Origin of the sequence: Dolichospermum sp. UHCC 0352, assembly GCF_009711925.1 — a bacterium.
GTDB lineage: Bacteria > Cyanobacteriota > Cyanobacteriia > Cyanobacteriales > Nostocaceae > Dolichospermum > Dolichospermum lemmermannii.
In genome coordinates this window covers 1-25,932 of record NZ_VIKY01000029.1, presented here as the reverse complement: position 1 = coordinate 25,932, position 25,932 = coordinate 1, and the positions used below count along the sequence as shown (strand labels likewise).

The following is a 25,932-nucleotide window of genomic DNA, read 5'->3' as shown; positions in this document are numbered from 1 at the left end:
GGATATTTGCAGAAGATTCTATTACAGGAGTCAGGAGTCAGGAGTCAGGAGTCAGGAGTCAGGATGAAGAAGAAGGAAGAAAAAAGAAGAAAAAAGAAGAAAAAAGAAGAAAAAAGAAGAATAGTTTTCACCAATCACCAATCACCAATCACCAATCACCAATCACCAATTATAAACTAATGGGTAACACGCTATAACTACCAAAGATTTTCAAGATTTCTGTATAATTTTGTAACTCTCTTAAAGCAGATTTCATCATCTGTGCATTCACATCTGCTTCAATATCCAAATAAAATAAATATTCGCCCAAAGAGCGTTTTGTAGGACGCGATTCAATCCGACTGAGATTAATACCCAAACGAGCAAATACCGCCAATGCTTTCATTAATGCGCCCGGTATATTAGCTGGTACACTGAATGCTAAGGATGTATGAGTACAATCAATGGGATGATTTTCCTCCGTGCTAACCACCCAAAACTGAGTGCAGTTTTCTGGGTAATCATTAATACTCTTAGCTAAAATAGGTAAATTATACAATTGCGCCGCTCGACTAGAAGAAATTGCCGCTGTAGTTACTTCCTGTTCTAATCTCTGTAGTGCTTCAGTAGTAGAATTACTAGGAATTAAATTGACATTTGGTAAAAAACGTGACAACCATCCTTGACATTGAGCTAACGCTTGGGGATGAGAATAGACAGTTTTAATAGTATCTAAGTTAGTTGCATAGGAAATTAATGTATGTTGAATTGGTAAAACTAACGCCAACTGAATTTTTAAATTATCCAATTGCCATAAGCTATCCAGTGTCATGTTGACACTACCTTCAATAGAATTTTCCACAGGGACAACAGCTATTTCTGCTTTTTTATCTGCTATAGCTTGTAGTGATTGAGCTATGCTAGGATAAGGATATAAATTAGCGATAATGCCCTGATGGGTTTTTAACCAGTTGAGATAAAAAAAAGCTGCTTGTTCGGTATAAGTTCCCTGTGGACCTAAATGAGCGATTTTCAGATTCATGCTTTTAAATTTGGCGAATTTAATTAATAATGAAATGAAAGTTTGATTTTTTAGCAATTTAAATTGTTAAAAAATATTACAATAAAAAAAACAAATGGTTTAATTTGCTCATGGTTACTAAGTTTATTGCCTCTCAATCGGTGGAAATTTCCGTTCCTAAGCAATCTATTCCTATTCAACACTACTTGCGTCAACCTCAACGTTTGGTCAATGCCTTAGCTGATAATACAAGAATTCAACAACTTTCTGACGAAGTTTTTCGGTTAAAAATGCGTCCTCTGTCTTTTATGTCACTGAGTATTCAGCCAACCGTAGATATGCGAGTTTGGGCAGATGCCAGCGGTACAATTTATTTGCGATCGCTCGGTTGTGAAATACTGGGTTTTGAGTATATTAACGAAAGGTTTGCGCTGAATTTAAAAGGCTATTTATCACCAGTTCAACTCAATGGTGAAACTCACTTGCAAGGGAAAGCTGATTTGGAAGTTTTAGTAGACATACCACAACCATTTTCCTTTACACCCAAATCAATTTTAGAAACTACAGGGAATGGATTACTCAAAAGTGTGCTACTGACAATTAAACAAAGATTGTTACATCACCTCTTAGCAGATTATCGGCATTGGGTAATCTCGCAAACTCAAAATAACGAGATTGATCATAACATTCCTGATAGCGGTAGAGTGACCAAGCCATATTACCAACTTTGAATTTTGAGTAGTTTTAAGATGGAATTTGGCAAGGACGAAAAGAACGCCGATGTAAAGGTGAGAGTCCGTATTTTTGAAGTGCCAGTAAATGACGCGGACTTCCGTAACCTTTATTCCGTTCTAGATCATATAAAGGGTATTTTAATGCTAACCGTTGCACCAAATCATCACGCCAAACCTTAGCCATAATACTAGCTGCGGCAATATTAAGCGATAGTTCATCACCCTTAACAATTGTTTCTTGTGGTATTGGCAAATTCTTCACCAACTGATTACCATCAATCAAACACAGTTCAGGCTTTACCTTCAACTTCAAAACAGCCCGCTTCATAGCTAATAGAGTTGCCTGTAAAATATTCAACTCATCTATTTCCGCAGTTGTAGCATAACCAATTCTCCAGTCTAACGCCAGGGTATTAATTTTTTCAGCTAGTTTAGTTCTGCGAGAGCTAGACAACTTTTTACTATCCTTAATGTTATCTACCATCAGGATTGATAAAGCCTCTACTGGTAATATAACTGCCGCTGCCACCACAGGACCAAATAAAGCCCCTCTTCCTACCTCGTCCACACCCCCAACTGCACCCTGCATATTTGAGTAGCTAGAAAACTCTAACCAACTCGAATTATCCCAGAGTGCAGGTTTAATTTCTCCCATTGTCTAAACTGTGATTTGTGTGATTTGTTTGATTCAGATGATTAGTCGTAACTATGATTTATGTAATTGATTTAAGTAAGTAAGTAAGTAGACGAAAATAAATCAAAGTAGATTAAGTAATGTAAAAAATCTGGAATTTATTCCTCACTACAAACTTTGAATTATTCAAGCCGTTCTACCTACCTACTTAATTAATTAATTAATCAATCAATCACATAAATCACACAAATCATGAAAATCATAGTCCGAAAACATCTGGATCTAAGGCTGATGAACGACGACGACGACGACGATTAGGAGTAGATCCATTATTAGTTTCAGCTTCTATTTCAGCTTCTATTTCAGTTTTTCCTTCAGTTTCAGTTGCTTTTACTTGGGGAACTATTGTCAATTCTGGGAATATTGCTAATGGTGGGAAAGATGATTCTTCTTCTAGCTCAAAAGTTGGTTGCGGTATTTTAATGGTGACAACTTCAGGAATTGTCTTTTCCATTACAATTGGTTCGGGGATAAATTCAGTTTCTTCAATAGGTGATTGTCCTGGTTGAACAACATTAATAATCACCGATCTTGGATTTTTTCCCTCCCGATCTAACTTGAGTAAAGGAGAAATTCCCATTTCAGCATAAGTATCTTGTTCCTTTGCTGACATTTCCACATTAATAATCTCTGGTGGTTCTACCTTAATCGGTTCTAGTTTGACTTTTGCCCGTTCTGGCCTTTCTGTCCAACCGGATTTATTAATAGTAGGTGGAGCGATTTCTGGGATTGGTAATTCAGGTTCTTCTAAGTCCAAATCTGCATCATTGACAAAAGCTAAAGGATTGGTAGGTAAGCGGGATTCATCTTTATCATTAGCGCCATTCACACCAATACGACTCCGACGAGTCCGGGTCCGGCGCTTATCATTTAGTTCTTGGTAACTAGGATGATTGATCAAATGGAGAGAGCTAAATTCTGGTTCAGTTTCAAAACCATCTCCAAAACCATCATAGGTATCGCGGGGTGTGGCTTGGGCTACGCTACCAATATCAGGAATGCGGGTAGGTGCAGGTGTCCGAGATTCCCTTTGTGGCATCGGTACAAACCGCTCTGGGATGTCCGCAGCCGGAATGGGTAAGCGGTTTTCCGTTTCTCCCGGTAATCTGACGGTATGTCCTAAACCGCCGCAAGTAGGACAAGTTTCGCCAAATAATTCATAAATGTTTTGGCCTTGACGTTTACGAGTGAGTTCAACCAAACCTAGTTCAGTCAGTTGAGCAATTTGGGGACGAGCTTTATCAGCTTTTAGAGCTTTGTTAAAGTGTTCTAAAACTTGCATTTGATCACGTCGAGATTCCATGTCAATGAAATCAACCACAATCACCCCAGCAATGTTCCGCAACCGTAACTGACGAGCAATTTCCGCCGCAGCTTCACAGTTTGTCCACAGCACTGTTTCTCTAGCGGTTGCGGAACGAGTAAAAGAACCAGAGTTAACATCTATGACGGTTAAGGCTTCTGTCGGTTGGATGATGACATAACCACCTGATGGTAAGTCTACTCTCGGTCTGAGGGCTTCGCGGACAGCCGCATTGATCCGGAAATATTCTAAGATAGGAGAGCGATCGCGGTGATGATCAATTAGCAATCCTTGGGGTGTTTGTCCACCACTCCAATTTTGTAAATACTGCTTGACCCGTTTTAAGCCCGTGCTGGAATCAACAACAATGCGATTCACATCACCACCATACATATCCCTGAGAACGCGCTGAATAAAGTCATCATCACGATTCAGTAGAGCTGGGGAACGAGAGGTTACTGCTTCTTGTTGCACAAATTCCCACTGCTTTTGCAGCACTTCTAAATCTTCAATAATTGCTTCTTCTGGCTTGCCTTCTGCTTCTGTGCGTACCAGCAGCCCCATTCCGGCTGGTTTTACTAGAATTGCCAAAGCTCTCAGGCGATTACGTTCACTTTCGCTCTTAATCCGTCTCGATAAATTTACTCCCCGTCCGTAGGGCATCAACACGACATAACGACCAGGTAAGGTGATGTTACCTGTCAGTCTGGGTCCTTTTGATCCCGTTGGTTCTTTCATCACCTGCACTAAGGTTTTTTGCTGTGGTGTCAACAGTTCTGTAATCGCTGCTGCACTACGTTTTAGCCTTAATGGACCTAAATCAGTGACGTGAATAAAACCGTTGCGTTCTGGGTCGCCGATATTGACAAAAGCCGCATCTATCCCAGGTAAGACATTTTCTACTACACCTAAATAGATATCACCAATTTGGTGATGACCAGTAGCTACAACGAGTTCTTGTATTTGATCTTCCGAAAATACAGCAGCGATTTGATGCTGCTCCGCGATGATAATTTGTTTTGGCATTCAATTTCCTCAAAAATTGGCAGCACCGCTGGGAATTACAAGGAAGTTCTCTGTTATCCCGCTTGTCCTGACGGTCGCTGCTACAAGACGCTACTAGTAATAAAAATTCGCAATTTGAGTAGCTCTGCAAAGTTATGAAGAGCTAACTAATGATACCTTGGATGCGTTTATACGCCGGATTATTCCTGAATAGCTGCATATATTTTACAGACTTCAATCAACCGCCTTTGGCCGATTTTCCATACTATACGCTGCTATTTAAACTTTGGATATCCGTAGATATCTATTTCAAAGTTAACGCTTCATCAAGTAAAGTTGACTATATCTAAATAGCACACACTTTGTGTAAAACCTCCGCGTTTAGACACGGTTTCTTTTTGGGTTTACCATCTGCTGACGGAGGGAAATCTGCCTTTAGCACTGGATTCACTATCCGTGTTTTTACTAGAAAGTCTAGCTGGGTGCAGATAACTCACTGAGTCATCTTTACAAGAATTTTGGCAGGGTTTTAATCTCTGTCAATACTTACGTGGTATTTTTTACAATTAAACACACTTGCATTTGCAGCAATTGCATAAAAGCCCGCAATCAAAGCAAGTCTTATTTAAGAGATAGAATGTATCAGTGAATGGAGAAGTTGACGAAAGCTATTGTTAGTGATTGATTCACAAGGTAGCCATAGAGAGAGTGGTTTGTAATCAGCAGCGGAATTTGTCTGGGATACAATCTTAGAAGTTACACTCTTATATTTTTGCCTTCGCTCCCGTGATGATCACAGGTAGTGAATCAATTGACATACTCACCGAACTGAAGGTGCGGTGATTCTTGACACTTCGCCAGAACACGCCACAAGTGGTCTTATCGTCCCTCCATGTCCGTTTAAAGTCTCCCAATGCCCTATGGCGACTATGACCAAATTTTAACATAAAGCCGTCCTGGAAGGACGAGGCTTGTGTCCCGTCTTTTCGGTCATTCAAGGCAGCACCAGAAAATTTCTCTTGATTATCATTCTAACGCAAACTTACAAAAAATCAATTGTCACAATGTCCTAATTTTTGTCAACTATTAGCAAGTTATCCAATAACTAGACGCTTGCGGTGGATATGCAAGAGGTGAAATTCAAGATTAGCCACAATTTCTAGCATAGACAAGATTTGCTCAGGACGCAAGATCACACCGTCGGGACGACAGACACCCAAATAACGCAATACTGCTGTTGAGTCTGATTCTCGGTGAGAGGATGATACTAATTCTATCTCCCACAGGCGATAGCGCAGATTTATTAATTGCTGCTTACCGGATTTAGTTGTATGTGCCGATAAAATCTCCTCTTGATTTTTAATAGTTTCAATCCAACCTTGCCATTGTGCCGGTTGTACCTCGCTTTGGGGTATAGACACTGTTAGTAAATACTCGGCTGCTTCTAGAGATTGGGTAGCAGAGGGAGACTTGATATCTACTTCTACCACATTATATATAGGGATGTCAGTAGGTAGCTGCTTAACCAATTGGGCATGAAAAGTTTCAATATCAATGGCTTGGGTCAACTCAAAATCAACAATTTCCCCTTCACTGGTAGCACCTAAAGTCAAAGCACTGGCTAGACAAATCCTCGGACCAGGATGAAAACCACCTGTGAATGTAATTGGTAAACTGGCACGGCGCATAACTCGATCAAATAGACGCATTAAATCCAAGTGACTGACCAAAGCCATATCCCCTTGTTTACCAAAGCATACTCGCAATCGTTGGGCTTTGGTGGTGTTGGGAACAAAATCACCGGTAAAGCTGGGAATGGGTGGTGCAGCCACAACCACATTATGACCGAAATCAGTGCCACAGACTCCACAATGAGAACAACCTTCAAAAGAGCAGTCGGGGACAATTGCGGCTTCTAGAGCGCGTTGGAGGTCTTCTTGTAGCCACTTTTTATCAATGCCAGTATCAATATGATCCCAAGGTAAGGGAGTATCCAAAGGTGAGAGGGTTTCTGGTTCTTTGTTGTCAGCAGCAAACAGATTCCATTCGCCATTTTCAACTTGACGGTATTTCCAGTCTAGACCGGCTTCGGTAATGGCTGTTTCCCAAGCTGTAAATGCTGCATCTACATTATCATACCAAGAATCCATACCTGCACCCAGTTCCCAAGCGCTACGTAACACTTTCCCCAGAGTGCGATCGCCTCTACCAATAAAGTCTTCCATGGCGGAGATGCGAAAATCCGTGAAATTTACTTTCACATTCTTCATTTTGCGAAACTCTTGTCGCAGGAGATTTTGCTTTCTCGCAAATTCCGTTGTGGAGACTGAATGCCATTGAAAGGGAGTATGGGGTTTGGGGGTAAAATTAGAAATGGTCAAGGTAAAGTTTAACGATCTTCGGCCTTTTTCCCAACATTCCTGTTTTAACCAGTTGACCGTTTCTACAATACCGATCACATCGGCATCTGTTTCACCGGGTAAACCAATCATAAAATACAACTTGATTTTATCCCAACCTTGTGACCAAGCTGTTTTTACACCCCGCAATAATTCTTCATTTGTCAAACCCTTATTAACAATATCCCGCATTCTTTGTGTACCCGCTTCCGGGGCAAAGGTCAACCCACCTTGGCGCGTACCTCCCAGGATATTAGCAATATTCTCATCAAATCTATCTACTCTTTGACTAGGTAAGGTGAGGGAAATATTGTCATTTTTTAAGCGATTTTTAATTTCCATCCCCACCGCTGGTAGGGCTAAATAATCAGAACAACTTAAAGACAACAGGGAAAACTCATTGTAACCAGTTTCCCGCATTCCCTTTTCTATAGCTTCTACTACTTTTTCCGGTTCGACATCCCTCGCTGGTCTAGTTAGCATTCCTGGTTGACAGAAGCGACAACCGCGAGTACAACCTCGACGAATTTCAATGGTGAGGCGATCATGGACTGTTTCTACATAAGGTACTAAGCCAATAGAATAGGCAGGAATGGGCGTAGCTACTCTTCTCAGGACTCTTTTGGGGACATCTGGACGCAGGGGATATACAGCCCCACCAATACCCATTTCATAGAACTGCGGCACATAGACACCAGGGATTTGTGCCAAGTCTAATAATAGTTCTTCTCGATTCCAGCCTGTTTTTTTCCCTTCTTCTAAAACCAAGCCTATTTCGGGAAGTAGTTCTTCACCATCTCCCAAAACGATGAAATCAAAGAAATCTGTATAAGGTTCGGGGTTAGATGTTGCTGTTTGTCCACCGGCAAAAATTAGCGGGTAATTTCCCTGTAACCGTTCTTCTCTAGTGACGGGAATTCCGGCTAAATCTAACATTTCTAAGATGTTAGTTGCGCCTAATTCGTAACTGAGACTAAAGCCTAAAATATCAAAGTCCGTTAACCACCGTTTAGATTCCACTGCAAACAGGGGTGTCTGCGTAGTGCGGAGTTTGGCGGCTAAATCTGCTCCTGGTAGGTAAGCGCGATCGCATAATTGACGAGGTTGGGCATTCAAAATGTTGTATAAGATGATATGCCCTAAATTTGATGCTCCTACCTCATACACTTCTGGATAGGTCAAAACCCAACGAATTGTTGCCGTATCCCAAGGCTTATGGACTGCTAAACGCTCATTACCCAGGTAACGAGCAGGTTTTAAAATATCCGATGTTATTAATTGTTCAACTAAAACAGCCACTTGCTATCTTCTAGCTACCATAAATTACAGCTAACCAATCTAAGAATAGCATTAATTAGAGATTTTAACTTGAGTTCAATAATTTTATCTTGTAAATTTGGTGCTGCATGAATTATGTTTCGCGCAAAGACGCAAAGGAGCAAAGGCGCAAAATTTTAGGAATTATATTGAAATTATCATATAAGCTTTGATAAGTTTAGATTTGCATTTGATTTGAAGATAACCTTTTTTCTGACTTGGCTACAAGTTGGAAGTCTCTTTACTCAATCTTTATAGGTTGAGTGGGTTTATTTAAAGATTGTCATAAGTCAATGGTAAAGTGTACTTATATATACATTTTTTTTTAGCAAGTTAAAAAACAATCTACTTATGCCTTCTGAATGCAGATTAATCATCTGTCGCTATAGCAATACTATTGCTGAAGCTAGGAATGGAGGTGGTTTCAGTAAAATTTCTCTGTAGTTGTCAGCCCTGATTTTTACCTTTGTCGCTGATAAAAACAGAGTTACCGAATAACTGGTCTTGATTATTTAGTAGTGATCTAAATCACAGGATCGAGAGGTATAAATCACCTTTTATACCGAAAATTGTCTGAGATAATGACTAGTAACTGCAATTTGGTTTATTTGTTATGAAAACTCGATACGTGATTCGTCAGTTGGTAGAAAAAGCCCTGCATATCCGCAAATTAACGCCAGAAATCGAAAATGAGATTAACTCAGAATTAACAAAGCTTGGTCATATCTCTGATGTTGACTATGAAGCTTTAGAATTACTAATGGCAGAGATGGATGCTGGTCGGGTACAGTTAGTTCCTACCTGGGGATAAGTCTCATCGCACTGGGCATCAACGCTGCTTACTAACATCCTATGTTGCTAGTGTTACCTATGCAATTAAGTCTCTTTATGTTTCTTGTCCTTGTTGATATGCTTGCCACAGTTGATGAATAAATAAATTAAATTGTTGTTTAGCTCCTAAATCAGGCTCAAATTTGAGTTCTTTGGGAAAAAGTTGCCCTAAAAAAGCAATAACTTCTGTATCTAGAGCCGGTCTAAATAAATCTAATGGCCATAACAAATCAGATACATTTCGTAAATCCATCACAAGTGGTAATTCTTGGGTAGAGTTCACAAGCAGTAAAGGACGCACCCAGCACAATTGACGGGAAACCACGATTTCAATAACTTCTGCATAAAGATTTTGATGACTATAATCCAAGGACACAATTTGTCCTGGTTGAAATTTTGGGCTGATATCCATAACTATCTAGAGTAGGAACTATGTTGCAGTTTCCTTGATTTTAATAATTTCTGTTGCTAGTGAGGAGATAGAAGGCAAAGAAAAATTTTCTCTGTCCCATTATCAATGCAAATTTCTTTTATTTGTGTTATGATGCTTTAGGAAAAAACTTCTCAGCAACGCCAAAAGTATTTCCAGGTGAAACCGCGGCAGTGCAGAAGTAAATAACTGTTGAGCAAATGCCTAACAGGACTGTATTGTAGTAAATCAACAATAAAAGAGCAAAGAATCGTGTCAGTCGAAACCATTGAGAAGCGTTCTACATCCCGCAAGCTTGCGCCTCAGTATCGCGTCTTGCTCCATAATGATGATTATAATCCGATGGAGTATGTAGTACAGGTGCTAATGACTACTGTTAATAGCATCACCCAACCGCAAGCTGTTAGTATTATGATGGAAGCTCACCATAACGGGTTAGCTTTAGTAATTAGGTGCGCTCAAGAACACGCGGAGTTCTATTCTGAAACCCTCAATAATCATGGTTTAAGTAGTACGATTGAACCTGACGAATAGTCATTGGTCATTGGTCATTAGCAGTATATTGTTGACTAATGATAACTGACTAACTTTATGAAAATTAATCTCACTCAACTTACCCAATACCCCGTTCCTGTGAGGCTGGTTTGTTTTATACTGGCCTTACTATTTTTATGGCTACCCCTAGCTGTACCAATTTATTTGCTAGTCAAAGATACCAATTTAGAAAGTATTTTGACACTGGTTATATTATATGTAGAGTTTATTTTTCTGCTCAATCTTTGGGGTAAATGGGTTTATCAGCAATCAAAAATATTTAGCCATTATGGATTAGAATTTACGGGTCTTAATGGTGTGAATGTGTTGCAGGGGTTGGCTATTGGTTTAACCACTGTTTTGGTTTTATTTGGTTTAGAAGGTTTGCTGGGTTGGTTAGTATGGCAACAACCACAAGTGTTTTTGGGAAGAATAATTTTAGAAGGTTTATTAGTTGGTTTTGGGGTGGGGTTTGCAGAAGAATTATTATTTCGGGGTTGGTTATTGGACGAGTTACAACGAGATTATAAATTAAATATCGCTCTCTGGATAGATGCAATTTTATTTGCTGTATCCCATTTTATTAAACCTTTGGAGGCAATTATTCATACTTTACCCCAGTTTCCGGCTTTGGTGCTGTTGGGCTTAACGCAGGTATGGGGAAAACGTTGGAAACGGGGGCGTTTGGGTTTACCTATTGGTTTACATGGTGGGTTGGTTTGGGGTTATTACATCATTAATGTGGGACAATTAACCAAATATTCGGGTCAAGTTCCTGATTGGGTGACTGGTGTGAATAATAATCCTTTACAGGGAGTTATGGGGGTATTATTTATGGGTGGTTTGGCTTGGTGGATAGGTAATCAGCAAAAACCCGATTAAGAAAAAACTATGGGGTTCAAAGTAGATGCGGTTTAATTCAAAATCACTAAAATCATCATCAAGACTTGACAAAGCCAAAAGTTTATATTATAGTTATGTTATGAGTGGAAAAGTGTGCGCCCATATATATAGACTTTTCCAACACCAACATAATTATTTTCCTCTTTATCCTGAAAATCCTCAAATCCTGGACATCCTGATTCTGACAATTTAATCCATCAAGACTTGACAAAGCTCAAAGCTTGAGTTATCCTTATGTTATAGGTGGAAAAGTGTGCGCCCATATATATAGACTTTTCCAACACCAATATAATTATTTTCCTCTTTATCCTGAAAATCCTCAAATCCTGATTCAGACAATTTAAATTTTATTATGGCTTATTTTACCCCAGGGCAACTACTCAAAAAAGGACAATACGAAATTATTGATACTCTTGGACAGGGAGGATTTGGTATTACCTATTTAGCGCAAGACCATAAACGCAAAAAACAAGTAGCTATCAAAAGTCTCAATGTCTCTTTTTTGAAACAACGCTATCGAGATAAATATGGGAATACAGAAGGTTTTGGAGATTTTCTAGCAGAAGAACAGGACAAGTTTAACACCGAAGCGATGGTATTAGCTACCTTTGATCATCCTCACATTGTCAAAGTGTATCCTGAACTGTTTCAAGAAAATGGTTTATCTTGTATGGTGATGGAATATGTCAAAGGCAAAAATTTAGAACAATATTTATACGCGAATGGTGTTTTTAGTGAAAGTGCTGGTTTAGAAATTATTAAAGGCATTGGAGAGGCTTTAATTTATATTCATGGTCGTAATTATCTGCACCGAGATATTAAACCTGCGAATATTTTACTGCGAGAATCTGACAATAAAGCCATATTAATTGATTTTGGTTTAGCTAGAGAAGTCAACTTTGCAGAATTGATGAGTTTAACTAATGCCAAAACTCCGGTTTTTGCACCACCAGAACAATTTGAAAATAGAAGTAATTTCACTCCGGCTTTAGATATTTATGCTTTAGCTGCCACATTATATGTAATTATCGCTGTTCATGAACCTCCTTTCATTCCTCTGCCTAGTCCTTATCTGAATGCTAAGATAATGCTAGATATGAAAATGGCGATTGAACCACCGCAAAAATACAATTCTCAAATTAGTCAAAAGGTAAATGATGCTATTCTCAAGGGAATGGAATTAGATTATCAAAACCGTCCTCAGTCTATTACAGAATGGTTTAGGTTTTTAGGTATTCAAACAAATGAAAAACCTAACCCCCCTAACCCCCCTTCCCTACAAGGGAATGGGGATATTAAAGCCTCTCTCCTTGTAGGAAAGAGGTTTTTAACTAACCTGAAAACTTTCACTTTTGAAGTTGTCACAACGAACGCAAAAGGAAGCATTATCAACCGACGCAACCACTCAGCAAATTACTTTGTGGAAGATTTGGGAAATGGGGTGAAGTTGGAAATGGTGGAAATACCCGCAGGAACATTTTACATGGGTTCACCGGAAGATGAAGCGAAAAGAAGAGATAGTGAAAGTCCCCAACATCAAGTTAATGTTCCCAGCTTCTTTATCGGTAAATATCCTTTGACTCAAGCACAATATCAGGCTATTATGGGAAATAACCCTGCTCACTTCAAAGGTGCTAATCGCCCTGTTGAAAAAGTGAGTTGGCATGATGCAGTAGAATTTTGTCAAAAGTTAAGCCAAAAAACAGGTAAAAACTATAAATTGCCCAGTGAGGCACAATGGGAGTATGCTTGTAGGGCGGGAACAACTACACCTTTTTATTTTGGTGAAAATATTACCTCGGATTTGGTAAACTATAATGGTAACTACCCCTACGCTGCTGCACCAAAAGGACAATATCGAAAACAAACCACAGATGTAGGAACTTTTCCCCCTAATGCTTTTGGTTTGTATGATATGCACGGGAATGTGTGGGAATCGTGTGAAGATGATTGGCAGGAAAATTATATAGACGCGCCTATAAATGGCAGCGCTTTGATTGGTCGAAGCAACATCGTTATGCTGCGCGGTGGTTCGTGCTTCAACAATCCTGAGAATTGCCGTTCTGCTTCTCGCTACTACAACAACCTCGATGACCCCTACGACCCCTTCGATACTGGTTTTCGGGTTGTATGTAGTGGTGCGGCGAGGACTTAGTAGCCCTTTATACTCTTGCTCTTTTGCCCTCTGCTCTTTTTTCTTTTCCCTTACCCCCGCCGTTAGGCGGAATTCTTTTTGGATAAATACTGGATGTGGAAACCTTATATATATGGGCGCATACTTTTCCACCTATAACATAAGCATAGTCGAAACTGAGAACTTTGTCAAGGGGTAAAATTGTCAGAATCAGGATATCCAGGATTTTCAGGATTTACAGGATTTGCAGGATTTGCAGGATGTTGTTTAATGATTGTTTATGGGAAGTTGGGATTTTTCAGGATGTTGTTTAATGATTGTTTATTGAGATGATTTTGTCTGAATCAGGATATCCTAATTCAGACATTTAAGCAACAAAAGGATTAATTGTATTCAGAAATTCTGCTTCTGCTTGTTGAGCATAATATAGATCCCAGCGAACTTGTAAATTCATCCAGAAATCAACAGATATGCCAAAAAACCTGGATAAACGCAGTGCTAAACTGGGTGTGATATGCTGTTTACCTGCGATTAAATCTACAATTTGCTGTTCTGTAACACCTATAGATTCAGCTATTTTCTGGGGTGTTAAACCTTTATGGATCATAAACTCTTCTAATAACATTTCTCCAGGATGGGTAGGAGGACGATGGGTTGGGATTTTCATAAATGTGATTAATACCTCAATGATAATCTATAATTTCCACGGCATCTACCCCTAATTCTCGCCAAAAAAAGCAAATTCGATATTGATCATTAATCCGAATACTATACTGACCTTCTTTATCACCTTTTAATGCTTCTAGACAATTACCTGGGGGAATTTTTAAATCTTCTAGACTTGTAACTGAGTCTAATTGATCTAGTTTACGAACTGTACGCTTCCAAAGAGATGAGGGACAGGTTTTTCGAGCAGCTTTAGAATCTTTACCATCAAAAATGTCTTGTGTACCCAAGTTCTTGAAAGAATGAATCATTTATAAACATTGGTTTTACTGCTTTGAATAATTTAATAAATAAAAACCCTATATATATGGGCGCACACTTTTCCATGCATAACATAAGTGTAATTGAAACTGAGAATTTTGTCAAGGGCTGAATCAGGATTTACAGGATAAATTATTTGTGTATAGTCTGCACAATTTCCCAGCCATAACAGGAGCATGGTGGAAACTGAGAATTAAGGCAAATACTTTTGCACCACAGTCCAACCGCTGAGAGATACCCAGGCAAATCCTAGTAATAAGCAGAGATTACAACTAAGATGTAATGGTCTAGCCCAAGGCTTTATGGTGCTAATTTGAGTGGCACTAAATGCGGATACTAAAACTAATATTACTACTATTAAGCCAGCTAATAAATGTGGTGAGTGTCCTAATGTACCAAAGTGTCCTAATGTACCAACAATGCCTACGACTAGAAGTAGTAAGACTAGACTAACCATAATTATGCCAATTATATAATGGAGCGATCGCACCTGCTGACGATACCAAGGTAAGAGAATACCGAAAGATTCTGGGTTTGTTCTAACCCGTAACATCCAAAGACCAGTTATGGCTAAAAATAAATAGGCTAGTAAAGATAATCCCATTGACCAAGCGGCTATTTTCCATAACCATAGAAAGGAAGGTAGGTGCATAAAACAGTTCAGTGCAGGAAAGTTACCTATTGAGCTTAACAGGACTTAGGCTTTTTTTGTTTTTAGCCGTCCATGTTTTTTGCCCAGCGACAAAGTTCACAAGTCAATATAAACATAAATCAAAATTATGGTTGGTTCTAGAAATGATTGGTTTCCCACTTCTGTTTGGCATTTTTCCCTAGAAAATTATCAACAATTAAATCCTCCACTCTTACAAACTATCTATGCGGAAGAACGTCGAGATAGTCAGGGTGAGAAATGGTCAAATATACTAGGATGGCATAGTACAGATAGGTTGCATGAAAGGGATAGTTTTGACAACCTGATACAAATCATTAATCAAAATGTCTTAGAAGTTGCCACATTTTTACAATGGGACTTACAAAAGTTTAGTCTCAAAATTACAACTTGTTGGGGAATTATTAATCGTAAACTTGCTTCCAACTCTGTACATAATCATCCCAACTCAGTTTTAAGTGGAGTTTATTATCTGAAAACTCCTGAAAATTGTGGTGGCATATTTTTCTCTGATCCGCGACCAGCTTCACAGATGATCGTACCACCATCTATAGAGTTTAATCTCTGGACTTTCCCCAAAATCACTTATAAAGCTCGTGAAGGGACGATGTTAATATTTCCCAGTTGGCTGTTACATGGTGTGGAAATGAATATGAGTGATGAAGATCGGGTGTGTATTAGTTTTAATATTGGCATAGTACCGATCAATAGATAATCTTTTCTCTTTTCTTAATCTAAAATTAACTTCTAGAAAAATTTTTAATTAAGAAATAGCTAAATCATAGTGCCTTCTTAACCTCTGCGTGAGATTCTACTGGAAGGTAATATTCATATTCGGTAAATATAGGTTTTCCTAAATTTACCAAGCATTGATTCAGTAAGCATTACAAAGAAAACTGAGGGATTTTATGGCTAACACACCATTCGATACAACCGAACCGTCTCAAGTCAAAGGATTAAACGGTTACACAGTTGACCCAATTTTTACAGTTGGCGACAAAATTGGCAACTATGTTCCTCCCGGTATTCTTGACGGTATTGGTGCTTTTTCACTCAACGATACAACTGTTCGTGTATTAGTTGTTAATGAAGTAGGGGCTGCTGATGGTTATAAGTACACCCTGAAAAACGGTACTCAACTCCCCGGTGCAAGAGTTAACTATTTTGATGTTGACAAGCGCACATTGCAAATCGTCGATGCTGGATTAGCCCATGACACCATTATCAACCGCAAAGGTGAAGTTGTTGATGCTGCTGCTGATTTAGAGAACGCTGGTATTCAACGTTTTTGTTCTGCTGCTTTATTTGAAGCCAACCAGTTTGGTGCAGGTATTGGTTTAGCTGATCGTATTTTCTTCTCTGGTGAAGAAACCAGTAATGGTACACAATTCGCCTTGGATACACAAACAAATACTTTATATGCAGTACCCGCATTTGGTCGCGCTTCGTGGGAAAACGTCACAGAACTAAATACAAGCCGCACTGATAAAGTTGCCTTTTTAATTGGTGACGATAGCAATAACGCGCCTTTATATCTCTATGTTGGCGATAAAAAAGCTGGCGGTTTCCTGGAACGCAATGGTTTAGCACAGGGTAAACTATTCGTATGGGTGGCTGACGATCCTGCAAATGCTACTGATGCAATTGAAGCTAATCCTAGCCAGTTCAAAGGCAGTGGTAACAGCACAAACGGTCAATTTGTAGAAATTTCTTACTACGATCCCACAAAAGCAAATACTACAGGTTATGACTCTCAAGGTTTTGCTACACAAACAAAACAAAATGAGTTAGCTACCGCAGTTAATGCCTTCAGGTTTTCTCGTCCTGAAGATATCGCTACAAATCCTTCCGATGGTACTCAAGCTGTTTTAGCCTCCACTGGTATTACTGCAGGACCTGATGTTTGGGGTACAACCTACAAAATTGATGTTGACTTTAGCCAACTTCTTTCTACTACTGCTACTGTTCCTACAGCAGAAGACACTGCACCCTTTTTACTACCAACAGGATTCACTCAGACAGAAATTGTTGACCGCAACAAAGCTAATCTAGATCCTCAATTTGCTGCCACCTTTGGTAACTGGGACATGGTGGCACTCGATCCCACCAACCGCTACATCTACATTCCGATGGAAGTAGGTCAAGGCGCTGGTTTAGCTCGCTACGACACCCAAACTGGTGACTTTGTTTCAGCCTTGACTGGTCAAGCGGCCTTACCCTACACCACCAATCCTACGGTTTGGGATAAGAATAATGATGATTTTGGTCCTTTTGACCCTGCGGTATATACTCCCTATGGAACAGTTATTACAGCCGAAGAAAGAACCAATGGTCGTCTATTTGAGTGGCTTAACCCCTTGATGGCTGCTGGTGATACAGCTAATGTGGTTTGGCGCAGTAATATTCCTGCTGTTTCCCATGAAGGCTTGAAGTTTGATGCTTCTGGTACTTTGTACTTTATTGATGAGAGCAACACTGGTTCTATCTACAAGTTTGTACCTAAGACTGCTGGTGATTTGAGTGTTGGACAAAGTTTTGTCTTGAAGGTAACTGCCTTTACAGGTATTGCTTCGGAAAACTGGGACTCTGCTACAAATACAGCTACTACTCGCACTGGTGCAGCTACTTGGGTGGCGATTACCGATGCTAATGGCGTGAAAACCACCACCGCCGATCCCTTTGACTTTAGTAGCACTACTACGGGCGGACGGGCAGCAGCGGATGAAGTTGGTGGTACACCCTACGGTCGTCCAGAAGACTTAGAAATTATTGGTGACATTCTTTATGTAGCTACAACTAGCGAAAACGCAGTTTATGGCATTAACCTCAAAACTAATGAAGTTAAGCTTTTTGCTAGTCGTAGCACAATTGATGGTGGTACTGCTTTAGCTGCGGGTACCAACCTCAATAACCCTGACAACTTGGCTAGTGATGCTGCTGGTAATCTTTACATTATCGAAGACAACGGTCCTGGCGATATCTGGAAGGCATCTGATAGCAATAAGGATGGTGTAGCTGAATCAATTACTCGTTGGGCTAGTTTGGGAGTTCCTGGATCTGAACCTACTGGGTTGATTTCTACAAACAATCCCAATGAATTTATCGTTGCCATTCAACACCCCACATCTGGAAATGATGCTCTGTGGAAGATTACAACTGCACCAGAAATCACTGCAAAAATTGACATCCTTTACGATGGCAACGACGCTGGTAAACAAGATTTCGGTATGCGTAGTCCTGATAACCTCGACTGGGCTGATAATGGCAAAATTTACTTACAAGAAGACCGCGCACTAGGAGCAGATATCTGGGGTGCAACTTCTAAGCAAGAAGCCTCTATTTACGTTCTTGATCCTGCTGCTGCCAATCCAGCGGACAGCTTAACTAAAATTGCACAAGTTGATCGCTCGGCTGTTCCTTCTGGTCAAACTGATTCTAGCCCCACTGATATCGGTAACTGGGAAACTTCAGGTATTCTAGACGTTTCTAGTCTTTTTGGTAACGCTCCTGGTACACAGTTTGTGTTTGATGTCCAGGCGCATAGTATTCGTTCTGGAACAATTATTACCGCCACAAATATTGATGGTAATGGTGATGGCACAAAAACTAGACAAGAAAACCTGGTTGAAGGTGGTCAGTTATCTTTCTTGACTGCGCCTAATGCCAATTTGATTCAGGACACACAATTCTTTGCTGGTACACCTAATGCCGATACGATTGTAGCCAAGCAAACTCCTGGCTTTGGTGGTATTAAGGATGTCGTGTTTAGTGGCGCTGGTAATGACGAGGTTGATAGTGCGGCTGCGGGCGCTCTTGCCAGTAATAACATTATTGACGGTGGTAGTGGCAATGATACCGTGTTTTTAGCCAATGGCGATCGCGCTTTTGGTAGTGCTGATAACGACACATTCTTTGGAGATGAAGCCAATAATTTCCGTGCCTCTGGTGGCGCTGGTAATGATTTATTCTTCCTGGGTAATGGTACTGGTGGTCGTGCCTTGGGTGGTGATGGTAATGATACCTTTGAAATCGGTCTTGGTGGTGGTCACACCCTATCTGGTGGTGCTGGCGCTGACCAATTCTGGATTGTTTTTGGTGAATTAACCAAAGCTACTAACACCATTCTAGATTTCCAAATTGGTACTGATGTAATTGGTATTTCTGGCGCTGCCAGTTTAGGTATCACTACAGCCAATCTAACTTTGACTCAAGTTGGTGCTGATACTGCGGTTATCTTTGGTGGTCAAACTTTAGCCACTTTAACTGGTATTCAAGCCAGTGCTTTGAGTGTGGCTAATCCTAATCAGTTTGTCCTGGTTTAATTAAAGCCAGCATTTAATAGTAATTACTTGTAACTAAATACCTTGGCAGGACTTGATATTTTTCCAAGTTTTGCCAAGGTTTTTTAACTTTTGAATATTGTGCATAAGTTCTAGTATTTGATATTTTTTTACTTAAACCACTAGTTTTACATATAGATAATGCCAGAAATATTGAATTATGATGATTAGAGCCAGTAAAAGTAAATAAGTATGACAGAAAGTTTTAATATACAACCCAGTTGCCATAACGTAATTATCGTATTAGTAGAACCAGCCGGACCATTGAATATAGGTTCAGTGGCCAGAGTTATGAAAAATTTTGGCTTATCTAAATTAATATTAGTCAATCCTCAATGCGATCGCACATCCTCGGATGCTATAAAAATGGCAGTTCGTGGCAAAGACATTTTAGAATCTGCGATCATAGTAGATACATTACCAGCAGCATTACAGGGCTGTGTCCGTGCCATTGCAACCATGGGACGGGACTACAGTGGAGAAATTCCTCTAGAAACCCCTCGCACCGCTTTACCCTGGTTATTAGCAGCAGCAGAAAAGCCTGTAGCTTTAATTTTTGGCAGGGAAGATAGGGGATTAACTAATGAAGAATTAAATTATGCCCACAAATTAGTTTTTATTCCCACTAATCCAGAATATCCATCTTTGAATTTAGCTACTGCGGTTTCTATTTGTTGTTATGAATTGTCACAATCTACAGAATTATTTATAGATGAGAATATACCTGTTTCAGAAATTGCCCCGTTAGATGCGATGGAAGCATACTATCAACAATTGGAATCTTTATTGCTGTCCATTGGTTATCTTTATCCTCATACCGCAGCTAGTCGCATGGAAAAATTCCGCTACCTGTATAATCGTGCTTATCCACAAACTGCGGAAGTGAGAATGTTAAGGGGGATTTTACGACAGATAGAATGGGCAATTAACAGGCAAAAACCTGAAAAACGTGATTTATTATAGTTAGGATTTTGCAAAGTGCGCCCTGCTGGAATCGAACCAGCCTGAAGACGAATTATGAGTTCGTTGCCTCCCCAATCGGCCAAAGGCGCTTATTTACTTGGATTTTAACCCTGTAGTTTTAGTTTAGTCATTGATTTATAACTTCACTTCAACAACAGTACACTATTCTACCATAATTTGGCAACCTGTAAACAATTATCAACAAAACCACTAATTTCACTAAATCTAGTGTTCGGCGAATATTTCTGGTAGTTCTGTTTATTGACACCCCCCGGTCTACAGACACGGGGAGTGTCAAACTAACGCTACTTGAATTCTGGCATAAACTTTTACAGCTTTCCCATTTTTAAACTGTGGATTTTTGACCTTTATGGCATTCAAGGCATTAAATTTTACATTTCTTATTATTTGTTGACACTTGTCGGATGATTTTAATCATTCCATTCACCACGAGGGGGAACGGGTGTGCGTAGGGGTGTACGTGTTAACTCATCATCTCTGGTGAAATCACCGCGTAACCATTGACGGATAGCCACTTCAATCACTTTACTGGGGTCATTAGTGAGATGTTGAATTTGCTCTATTAATTCAGAATCTAGATGCAGAGCGATTTCTGTCTTGTCAGCGCGTTTATTATCTGCACCGTTAGGTTGTTCTTGCATATTCATCGTTTTAAATACTCTGAAATAGTTTAATTGAAAGCGTTGTCAAGCAGTTATGATATTTATAATTTCAGTCTATTTAATTGTAAGCTGCTGAGTCATCAACACTAGGAATTATAAATAGACTTTACACCCTTTCCAGGTAAGCGTAAAGCTCAGTTGCTTAATTCCTAGTATACAAGCAAAACTTCTACGTAGTTGAGTAACTACTCTGAGATAAGTGGATTGGTGTTAAAATGGATTCAGGATAATTATAAACAACAAGGTATAAAATCTTTGGCAATGTCGGCTTTAGGTTGTGGACTTGGTAATTTACAATGGCAAGATGTTGGACCATTGATGTGCAAGTTTTTAAAAGAGTTAGATATTCAAGTTTGTATATACTTACCCACTGATGGAAAAATCGCTGATGAATTTATGACAAAAGAATTCTTGCTTTCATTAAAATGAATAAAACATTTAATAATTCATGTGCAATATACATTTTTACTAAATTATGAAAACTTACGACTGGATTATTATTGGTGCGGGAATTACTGGTGCTGCACTTGCGTATGAATTAACAAAAATTGGATTTTCTGTACTTTTGTTGGAACAATACCAAACACCCCAAAATGCTACCCGTTATAGTTATGGTGGCATTAGTTTTTGGTCAGCAACAACAGCAATTACAAAACAATTATCTACAGAAGGGTTAACCCGTCATCGGATATTATCAGAAGAATTAAATGCAGATACTCAATTTCGGGAATTAAATTTATTAATGACTATTTCCGTAGATATTAATCCCGAAACAATGGCTAAATCTTATCAAGATGTTGTTATTCCTCCGCATTTAATTAGTATTCAAGAAGCTTGTGAATTAGAACCTTTTTTAAACCCCGAAGCTATATCTGGTGCATTAACTGTTAAACATGGTCATGTTCACCCAGAAAAAACTACCCAAGCTTACATTCAAGCAATGGTAGATTTAGGAGGAGAAATCCAATTTGGGGAATTTATAGAATTAATCACTACTCCCATAAAAAAATGTACAGGAGTGAAAACAAATACTAATACTTTTCATAGTGATAATGTTGTGATTTGTGCTGGGGGAATTACTCGTAAACTACTAAAATCAATGGGTATTGCTGCGAAAATATATTTTTCTCATGCAGAAATCATTGAAATACCATCTACAGATATTCAATTACATAGCTTAGTATCACCCGCAAATTTGCAAAGATATGAACTAGAAGCAGAATCTACTCAAATTGATGAATTATGGGATAACCCCAATCATGAAATAGTATCACCAATTTTAGATGCTGGTGTGGTGCAATTTCTGGACGGGAGTTTACGCATAGGTCAAATTAGCCGGGTTTTAACAAATCCGCAAGCGGAAATTAACTCAACAGCAAGTGAACAATGGTTACGAGAAAGTATTACGAACATATTACCAAGTTTAGGAAATTTACCAGGAACATGGCATCATTGTTTAGTGGCATTTACTCAGGATAAATTGCCTTTAATTGGTGCTATTTCTGAACTTTCAGGACTACATATATTTTCCGGTTTTAGTAGTCCTTTTCTCTTTGTACCACCTTTAGCTGTCCGGTTTGCTAATTTTGTATCTGGTCAAAAAGATGAGATAATTAAACAGATGTCTCCTGACCGTTAGAATTAGTCATCATATTTTCTGGATCTGATTTCATGAGTTTAGCAGCTTCTTGTAATAGTGCTTTTTGTTCGTTGTGAATAACTTCTAAACGCTGGGAAATTTCAGCTAACCGTTGCTGTTTACTTTGAATTTTACCAATGCCGAAAATTCCCACTTTAGGAAATGTTATCCAAAGAGATTTTAATAATTTTTGTAGTAATATAAAAGGAATTTTTAAAATTGACCAACTGGCAGTTTCTATGATTCTAACAATTGCTTTAATGATACTCCAAATCACTGCAATTGTAAATAATAAAATTATTCCACCCCTGACAGGGTGATTTATTCCCCATGTGAATATTTCTAATACTTGGAAAAACCAGGGATATTGTGATAAAAAATCATGCACAGATGTATTAATAGTTTTTTGAATTACTCCTGATGTATTATTACTAATTCTCTCGACATTGTGCCAATTATTTTCTAAATAATCTTTAGTATTATCAGTTGTTTTTGTCGCTTGTTGTTGTACAGATTGAGTGAAAGAATCTAAATTGTGATTAATACCATTTTTCAATATTTGCCAACGTTGAGTAACTGTTTCTGATAAGTTTGAATTTAGCTGCATGGTTACTGAGCCTGTCGAAGTATAATCTTAAAATATACTAACTAAATTTCAGATCCCCGAGTTCTCAAAGAAGTTGGGGATCTCATATAATTACTAATTAGCAAATAAGTCCAAATCTGTTACTGCACCCACACTACTGGAAGCTACAAGTTTGGCATATTTCGCAAGTACGCCCTTAGTATATCTGGGTGGAAGTGGTTGCCAATTTGCGCGACGAGTAGCTAATTCTGCTGCTGATACATTCAGTTGCAACAATCGGGCATTGGCATCTATGGTAATGCTATCACCTTCTACTACTAAGGCGATGTTACCACCTACAGCCGCTTCTGGGGCAACGTGACCGACTACCATGCCGTAAGTACCACCGGAGAAGCGTCCGTCGGTAATTAAGCCTACAGAGTCACCTAAACCAGCCCCAATAATAGCGGAGGTGGGGGCTAACATTTCTCTCATACCGGGTCCGCCTTTTGGTCCTTCGTAGCGGATAACTATAACATCCCCAGCTTGGATTTTTTTGGCGAGAATTGCCTCTAAACAGGATTCTTCCGATTCAAATACTCTCGCGGGTCCTGTAATTACAGGCTTTTTGACTCCGGTAATTTTGGCTACTGACCCTTCTATGGCCAGGTTGCCTTTGAGAATGGCTAGGTGTCCTTGGGCATACATGGGGTTATGCCAAGGACGAATTACGTCTTGGTCTGTCCGTGGTTCTGCGGGGATATCTGCTAAGACTTCGGCGACTGTTTGCCCGGAAATGGTGATACAATCACCATGCAGCAAGCCATGGGCTAATAGCATTTTCATGACTTGGGGAATACCGCCGGCTTTGTGTAGGTCGGTGGCTACATATCTACCACTGGGTTTTAAATCACAGATGACGGGAACACGACCGCGAATGGTTTCAAAGTCGTCTAAAATTAGTTCAACACCAGCAGCGCGGGCGATCGCTAGAAAATGTAATACTGCATTGGTAGAACCACCCACAGCCATAATCACGGAAATGGCGTTTTCTATGGATTTGCGGGTGATAATTTGCCGAGGTAATATTTGTTTTCGTATAGCTTCAACGAGGACAACGGCTGATTTTTCGGTGCTGTCGGCTTTTTCTGGATCTTCAGCAGCCATGGTGGAGGAGTAGGGTAAACTCATGCCCATGGCTTCAAAAGCTGAAGACATGGTATTGGCTGTAAACATCCCTCCACATGAACCTGCACCGGGGCAAGCACCGCGTTCAACTGCTAACAGTTCATTTTCGTCAATTTTACCAGCACTGTATTGACCAACGGCTTCAAAGGAACTGACAACGGTTAGATCTTTACCCTCATAGTGTCCAGGTTTGATTGTACCACCGTAAACAAAGATAGCAGGGATATTCATCCGCGCCATGGCTAACATTGCCCCTGGCATATTTTTATCACAGCCACCAATTGCTAATACACCGTCCATACTTTGCCCAGTACAGACTGTTTCTATGGAATCAGCGATAACTTCCCGTGAAACGAGGGAGTATTTCATCCCTTCTGTTCCCATGGAAATGCCGTCACTAATGGTAATTGTCCCGAAAACTTGGGGCATTGCACCGGCGGTTTTAATCGCGGTTTGCGCCCTTTGTGCCAGTTCGTTTATCCCCATGTTACAAGGGGTAATGGTGCTATAGGCATTGGCTACACCGACAATGGCTTTGTTAAAATCTGCATCTTCAAAACCTACAGCCCTAAGCATGGCGCGATTAGGCGATCTTTGTACCCCTTGTGTGATAGTTTTACTTCTAAGATTTTCTGACATTTATCTTTTTCCCTTCTGTGCCATTATTGCTTCTTAGTTAGTATCCTAAGTTAAGACGAAGCTGCATAGAACAAGATTTTCATAATCATTAACCGCAGATAATGATAGATTAATGAACTGGGTATTAGAAGGGCAAAAATTGTAATAAGACTGAACCTAGACTACCCGCAAAATCCATAAAGCTAGGTTTACCTGTATTCACTGTTTCTGTGTAAGGGGTTTTTAATTCTAAAATAAATGCTTTGGCTGTTTGTGTTCCTTCACTATTCTTTTCTTTTTCAAATAGTTCTATTGCTTTTTGGGCATCTTCTAAAGCGTTTTTTCTATCTAAACTTTGGTAACTAGCGACACCACGGGCTAAATATGCCCCAGCATAGTCTGGTTTAAGTGCGATCGCTTGGCTAAAATAATCAATAGCTGGTTTAAGATTCCCCTTTTCTGCTGCTGCTACACCCCAAGCATAAAAATCTTCTGATTTAGCAATTTGCGAAGGTATTCCTACCGCACCTTGAAAATTTGTACCTGTAATATTCGCACCTTTCAATTCAGCATTCATTAAATAAGTATCTCTTAAATCAGCACCGCTTAAATTTGCACCACCAAGTTTAGCCTCACTTAAATTCACGCCAAATAAACTCGCACCGCTTAAATTCGCACCTCGCAAATCCGCACCAGCCAAATTTGCCCGACTTAAATTCGCACCCGCAAGATTTGCACCGTTTAAATTTGCCCCAGCTAAATCAGCCATTACTAACCCAGCGTTACCAAGAAGACATTTTGGACATTGTTTATTTGCCAATAACTGTCTAATATCTTCATAATTTGCCGCTTGCACTGTACCTGATAAGCTGACTGTGACTAAAAATACAGATGTTAGCAAAATTTTACTGTTCATAATTTATTTTTGTATTAATCTAAGTTTCTGGTTTAGTGTGGTCAGTTATCAGTTGTCAGTAGGGGCGAAGCATTTGGAA

General features: G+C 39.5%; 23 protein-coding genes and 1 tRNA gene. 11 read left to right on the top strand and 13 right to left on the bottom strand.

Going from position 1 to position 25,932, the window contains the following annotated elements; all coding sequences use genetic code 11:
* Positions 1-6: 6 nt before the first annotated feature.
* Positions 7-180, top strand: coding sequence for a hypothetical protein (locus FJR06_RS01950; RefSeq protein ID WP_158310505.1), 174 nt, complete (start codon positions 7-9; stop codon positions 178-180).
* Here FJR06_RS01950 and pheA read toward each other — a convergent pair.
* Positions 170-1,021, bottom strand: a complete 852-nt coding sequence (gene pheA, locus FJR06_RS01945; RefSeq protein WP_168650552.1) for a prephenate dehydratase — start codon at positions 1,019-1,021, stop codon at positions 170-172. The two genes, FJR06_RS01950 and pheA, sit on opposite strands and share 11 nt — an antisense overlap.
* A gap of 110 nt (positions 1,022-1,131) precedes the next feature.
* On the opposite strand from pheA, the gene FJR06_RS01940 reads away from it, so the two are divergent.
* The gene (locus FJR06_RS01940) at positions 1,132-1,731 is read left to right on the top strand and encodes a DUF1997 domain-containing protein (protein WP_015078747.1); all 600 of its coding nucleotides are present in this window, start codon (positions 1,132-1,134) and stop codon (positions 1,729-1,731) included.
* A 13-nt stretch (positions 1,732-1,744) separates the two neighbouring features.
* Here FJR06_RS01940 and FJR06_RS01935 read toward each other — a convergent pair whose 3' ends face one another.
* From FJR06_RS01935 to FJR06_RS01925, 3 genes are all read right to left on the bottom strand, one after another.
* A complete protein-coding gene (locus FJR06_RS01935; protein WP_015078746.1) occupies positions 1,745-2,389 on the bottom strand; it encodes a ribonuclease HII in 645 nt (214 codons plus the stop codon).
* Between the two features lie 238 nt (positions 2,390-2,627).
* Entirely contained in the window at positions 2,628-4,757 is a 2,130-nt protein-coding gene (locus tag FJR06_RS01930) for an Rne/Rng family ribonuclease (protein WP_168650550.1), read from the bottom strand.
* 1,073 nt (positions 4,758-5,830) lie between these two features.
* The gene (locus FJR06_RS01925; RefSeq protein WP_168650548.1) at positions 5,831-8,434 is read right to left on the bottom strand and encodes a TIGR03960 family B12-binding radical SAM protein; all 2,604 of its coding nucleotides are present in this window, start codon (positions 8,432-8,434) and stop codon (positions 5,831-5,833) included.
* 631 nt (positions 8,435-9,065) lie between these two features.
* Here FJR06_RS01925 and FJR06_RS01920 point away from each other — a divergent pair.
* Complete coding sequence (locus FJR06_RS01920) at positions 9,066-9,263, top strand: hypothetical protein (RefSeq protein ID WP_015078743.1); 198 nt, start codon at positions 9,066-9,068, stop codon at positions 9,261-9,263.
* Positions 9,264-9,338: 75 nt separating this feature from the next.
* On the opposite strand, the gene FJR06_RS01915 is transcribed toward FJR06_RS01920, so the two are convergent.
* A complete protein-coding gene (locus FJR06_RS01915; RefSeq protein ID WP_174783055.1) occupies positions 9,339-9,695 on the bottom strand; it encodes a hypothetical protein in 357 nt (118 codons plus the stop codon).
* 270 nt (positions 9,696-9,965) lie between these two features.
* On the opposite strand from FJR06_RS01915, the gene clpS reads away from it, so the two are divergent.
* The 3 genes from clpS (at position 9,966) to FJR06_RS01900 (ending at position 13,305) form a co-directional block, all read left to right on the top strand.
* Complete coding sequence (gene clpS, locus FJR06_RS01910) at positions 9,966-10,247, top strand: ATP-dependent Clp protease adapter ClpS (protein WP_041457654.1); 282 nt, start codon at positions 9,966-9,968, stop codon at positions 10,245-10,247.
* A gap of 57 nt (positions 10,248-10,304) precedes the next feature.
* Positions 10,305-11,129 carry a CPBP family intramembrane glutamic endopeptidase gene (locus FJR06_RS01905; protein WP_168650546.1) on the top strand — a complete coding sequence of 275 codons (825 nt, stop codon included), beginning with the start codon at positions 10,305-10,307 and terminating at the stop codon, positions 11,127-11,129.
* Positions 11,130-11,502: 373 nt separating this feature from the next.
* A complete protein-coding gene (locus FJR06_RS01900) occupies positions 11,503-13,305 on the top strand; it encodes a bifunctional serine/threonine-protein kinase/formylglycine-generating enzyme family protein (protein ID WP_168650544.1) in 1,803 nt (600 codons plus the stop codon).
* A 346-nt stretch (positions 13,306-13,651) separates the two neighbouring features.
* Here FJR06_RS01900 and FJR06_RS01895 read toward each other — a convergent pair whose 3' ends face one another.
* From FJR06_RS01895 to FJR06_RS01885, 3 genes are all read right to left on the bottom strand, one after another.
* Positions 13,652-13,951, bottom strand: a complete 300-nt coding sequence (locus tag FJR06_RS01895) for a HigA family addiction module antitoxin (protein ID WP_096670912.1) — start codon at positions 13,949-13,951, stop codon at positions 13,652-13,654.
* A gap of 16 nt (positions 13,952-13,967) precedes the next feature.
* Positions 13,968-14,261, bottom strand: a complete 294-nt coding sequence (locus FJR06_RS01890) for a type II toxin-antitoxin system RelE/ParE family toxin (protein ID WP_168650542.1) — start codon at positions 14,259-14,261, stop codon at positions 13,968-13,970.
* 203 nt (positions 14,262-14,464) lie between these two features.
* Positions 14,465-14,923 carry a DUF4079 domain-containing protein gene (locus tag FJR06_RS01885; RefSeq protein WP_168650540.1) on the bottom strand — a complete coding sequence of 153 codons (459 nt, stop codon included), beginning with the start codon at positions 14,921-14,923 and terminating at the stop codon, positions 14,465-14,467.
* A gap of 127 nt (positions 14,924-15,050) precedes the next feature.
* Here FJR06_RS01885 and FJR06_RS01880 point away from each other — a divergent pair, with 127 nt between their 5' ends.
* The 3 genes from FJR06_RS01880 to FJR06_RS01870 all read left to right on the top strand — a co-directional run bounded on the left by FJR06_RS01880 (position 15,051) and on the right by FJR06_RS01870 (position 20,244).
* Complete coding sequence (locus FJR06_RS01880) at positions 15,051-15,656, top strand: TIGR02466 family protein (protein WP_168650538.1); 606 nt, start codon at positions 15,051-15,053, stop codon at positions 15,654-15,656.
* A gap of 193 nt (positions 15,657-15,849) precedes the next feature.
* Positions 15,850-19,263, top strand: a complete 3,414-nt coding sequence (locus tag FJR06_RS01875) for an alkaline phosphatase PhoX (protein WP_015078734.1) — start codon at positions 15,850-15,852, stop codon at positions 19,261-19,263.
* A gap of 210 nt (positions 19,264-19,473) precedes the next feature.
* Positions 19,474-20,244, top strand: coding sequence for an RNA methyltransferase (locus FJR06_RS01870; protein WP_015078733.1), 771 nt, complete (start codon positions 19,474-19,476; stop codon positions 20,242-20,244).
* A 16-nt stretch (positions 20,245-20,260) separates the two neighbouring features.
* On the opposite strand, the gene FJR06_RS01865 is transcribed toward FJR06_RS01870, so the two are convergent.
* Positions 20,261-20,333 (bottom strand) — tRNA-Ile (locus FJR06_RS01865).
* 342 nt (positions 20,334-20,675) lie between these two features.
* Entirely contained in the window at positions 20,676-20,912 is a 237-nt protein-coding gene (locus tag FJR06_RS01860; RefSeq protein ID WP_015078732.1) for a hypothetical protein, read from the bottom strand.
* Positions 20,913-21,104: 192 nt separating this feature from the next.
* Here FJR06_RS01860 and FJR06_RS01855 point away from each other — a divergent pair, with 192 nt between their 5' ends.
* Both FJR06_RS01855 and FJR06_RS01850 read left to right on the top strand, forming a co-directional pair.
* Positions 21,105-21,356 (top strand): hypothetical protein, encoded by a 252-nt coding sequence (locus FJR06_RS01855; protein WP_148279023.1) that lies wholly within the window; start codon positions 21,105-21,107, stop codon positions 21,354-21,356.
* A gap of 46 nt (positions 21,357-21,402) precedes the next feature.
* Positions 21,403-22,566, top strand: a complete 1,164-nt coding sequence (locus FJR06_RS01850; RefSeq protein ID WP_168650536.1) for an FAD-binding oxidoreductase — start codon at positions 21,403-21,405, stop codon at positions 22,564-22,566.
* Here FJR06_RS01850 and FJR06_RS01845 read toward each other — a convergent pair.
* The 3 genes from FJR06_RS01845 to FJR06_RS01835 form a co-directional block, all read right to left on the bottom strand.
* Positions 22,541-23,173, bottom strand: a complete 633-nt coding sequence (locus tag FJR06_RS01845; protein ID WP_015078729.1) for a hypothetical protein — start codon at positions 23,171-23,173, stop codon at positions 22,541-22,543. The two genes, FJR06_RS01850 and FJR06_RS01845, sit on opposite strands and share 26 nt — an antisense overlap.
* Positions 23,174-23,266: 93 nt before the next feature.
* The gene (gene ilvD / locus FJR06_RS01840; protein WP_015078728.1) at positions 23,267-24,958 is read right to left on the bottom strand and encodes a dihydroxy-acid dehydratase; all 1,692 of its coding nucleotides are present in this window, start codon (positions 24,956-24,958) and stop codon (positions 23,267-23,269) included.
* Between the two features lie 124 nt (positions 24,959-25,082).
* A complete protein-coding gene (locus tag FJR06_RS01835) occupies positions 25,083-25,853 on the bottom strand; it encodes a pentapeptide repeat-containing protein (RefSeq protein WP_015078727.1) in 771 nt (256 codons plus the stop codon).
* Positions 25,854-25,932: the final 79 nt, after the last annotated feature.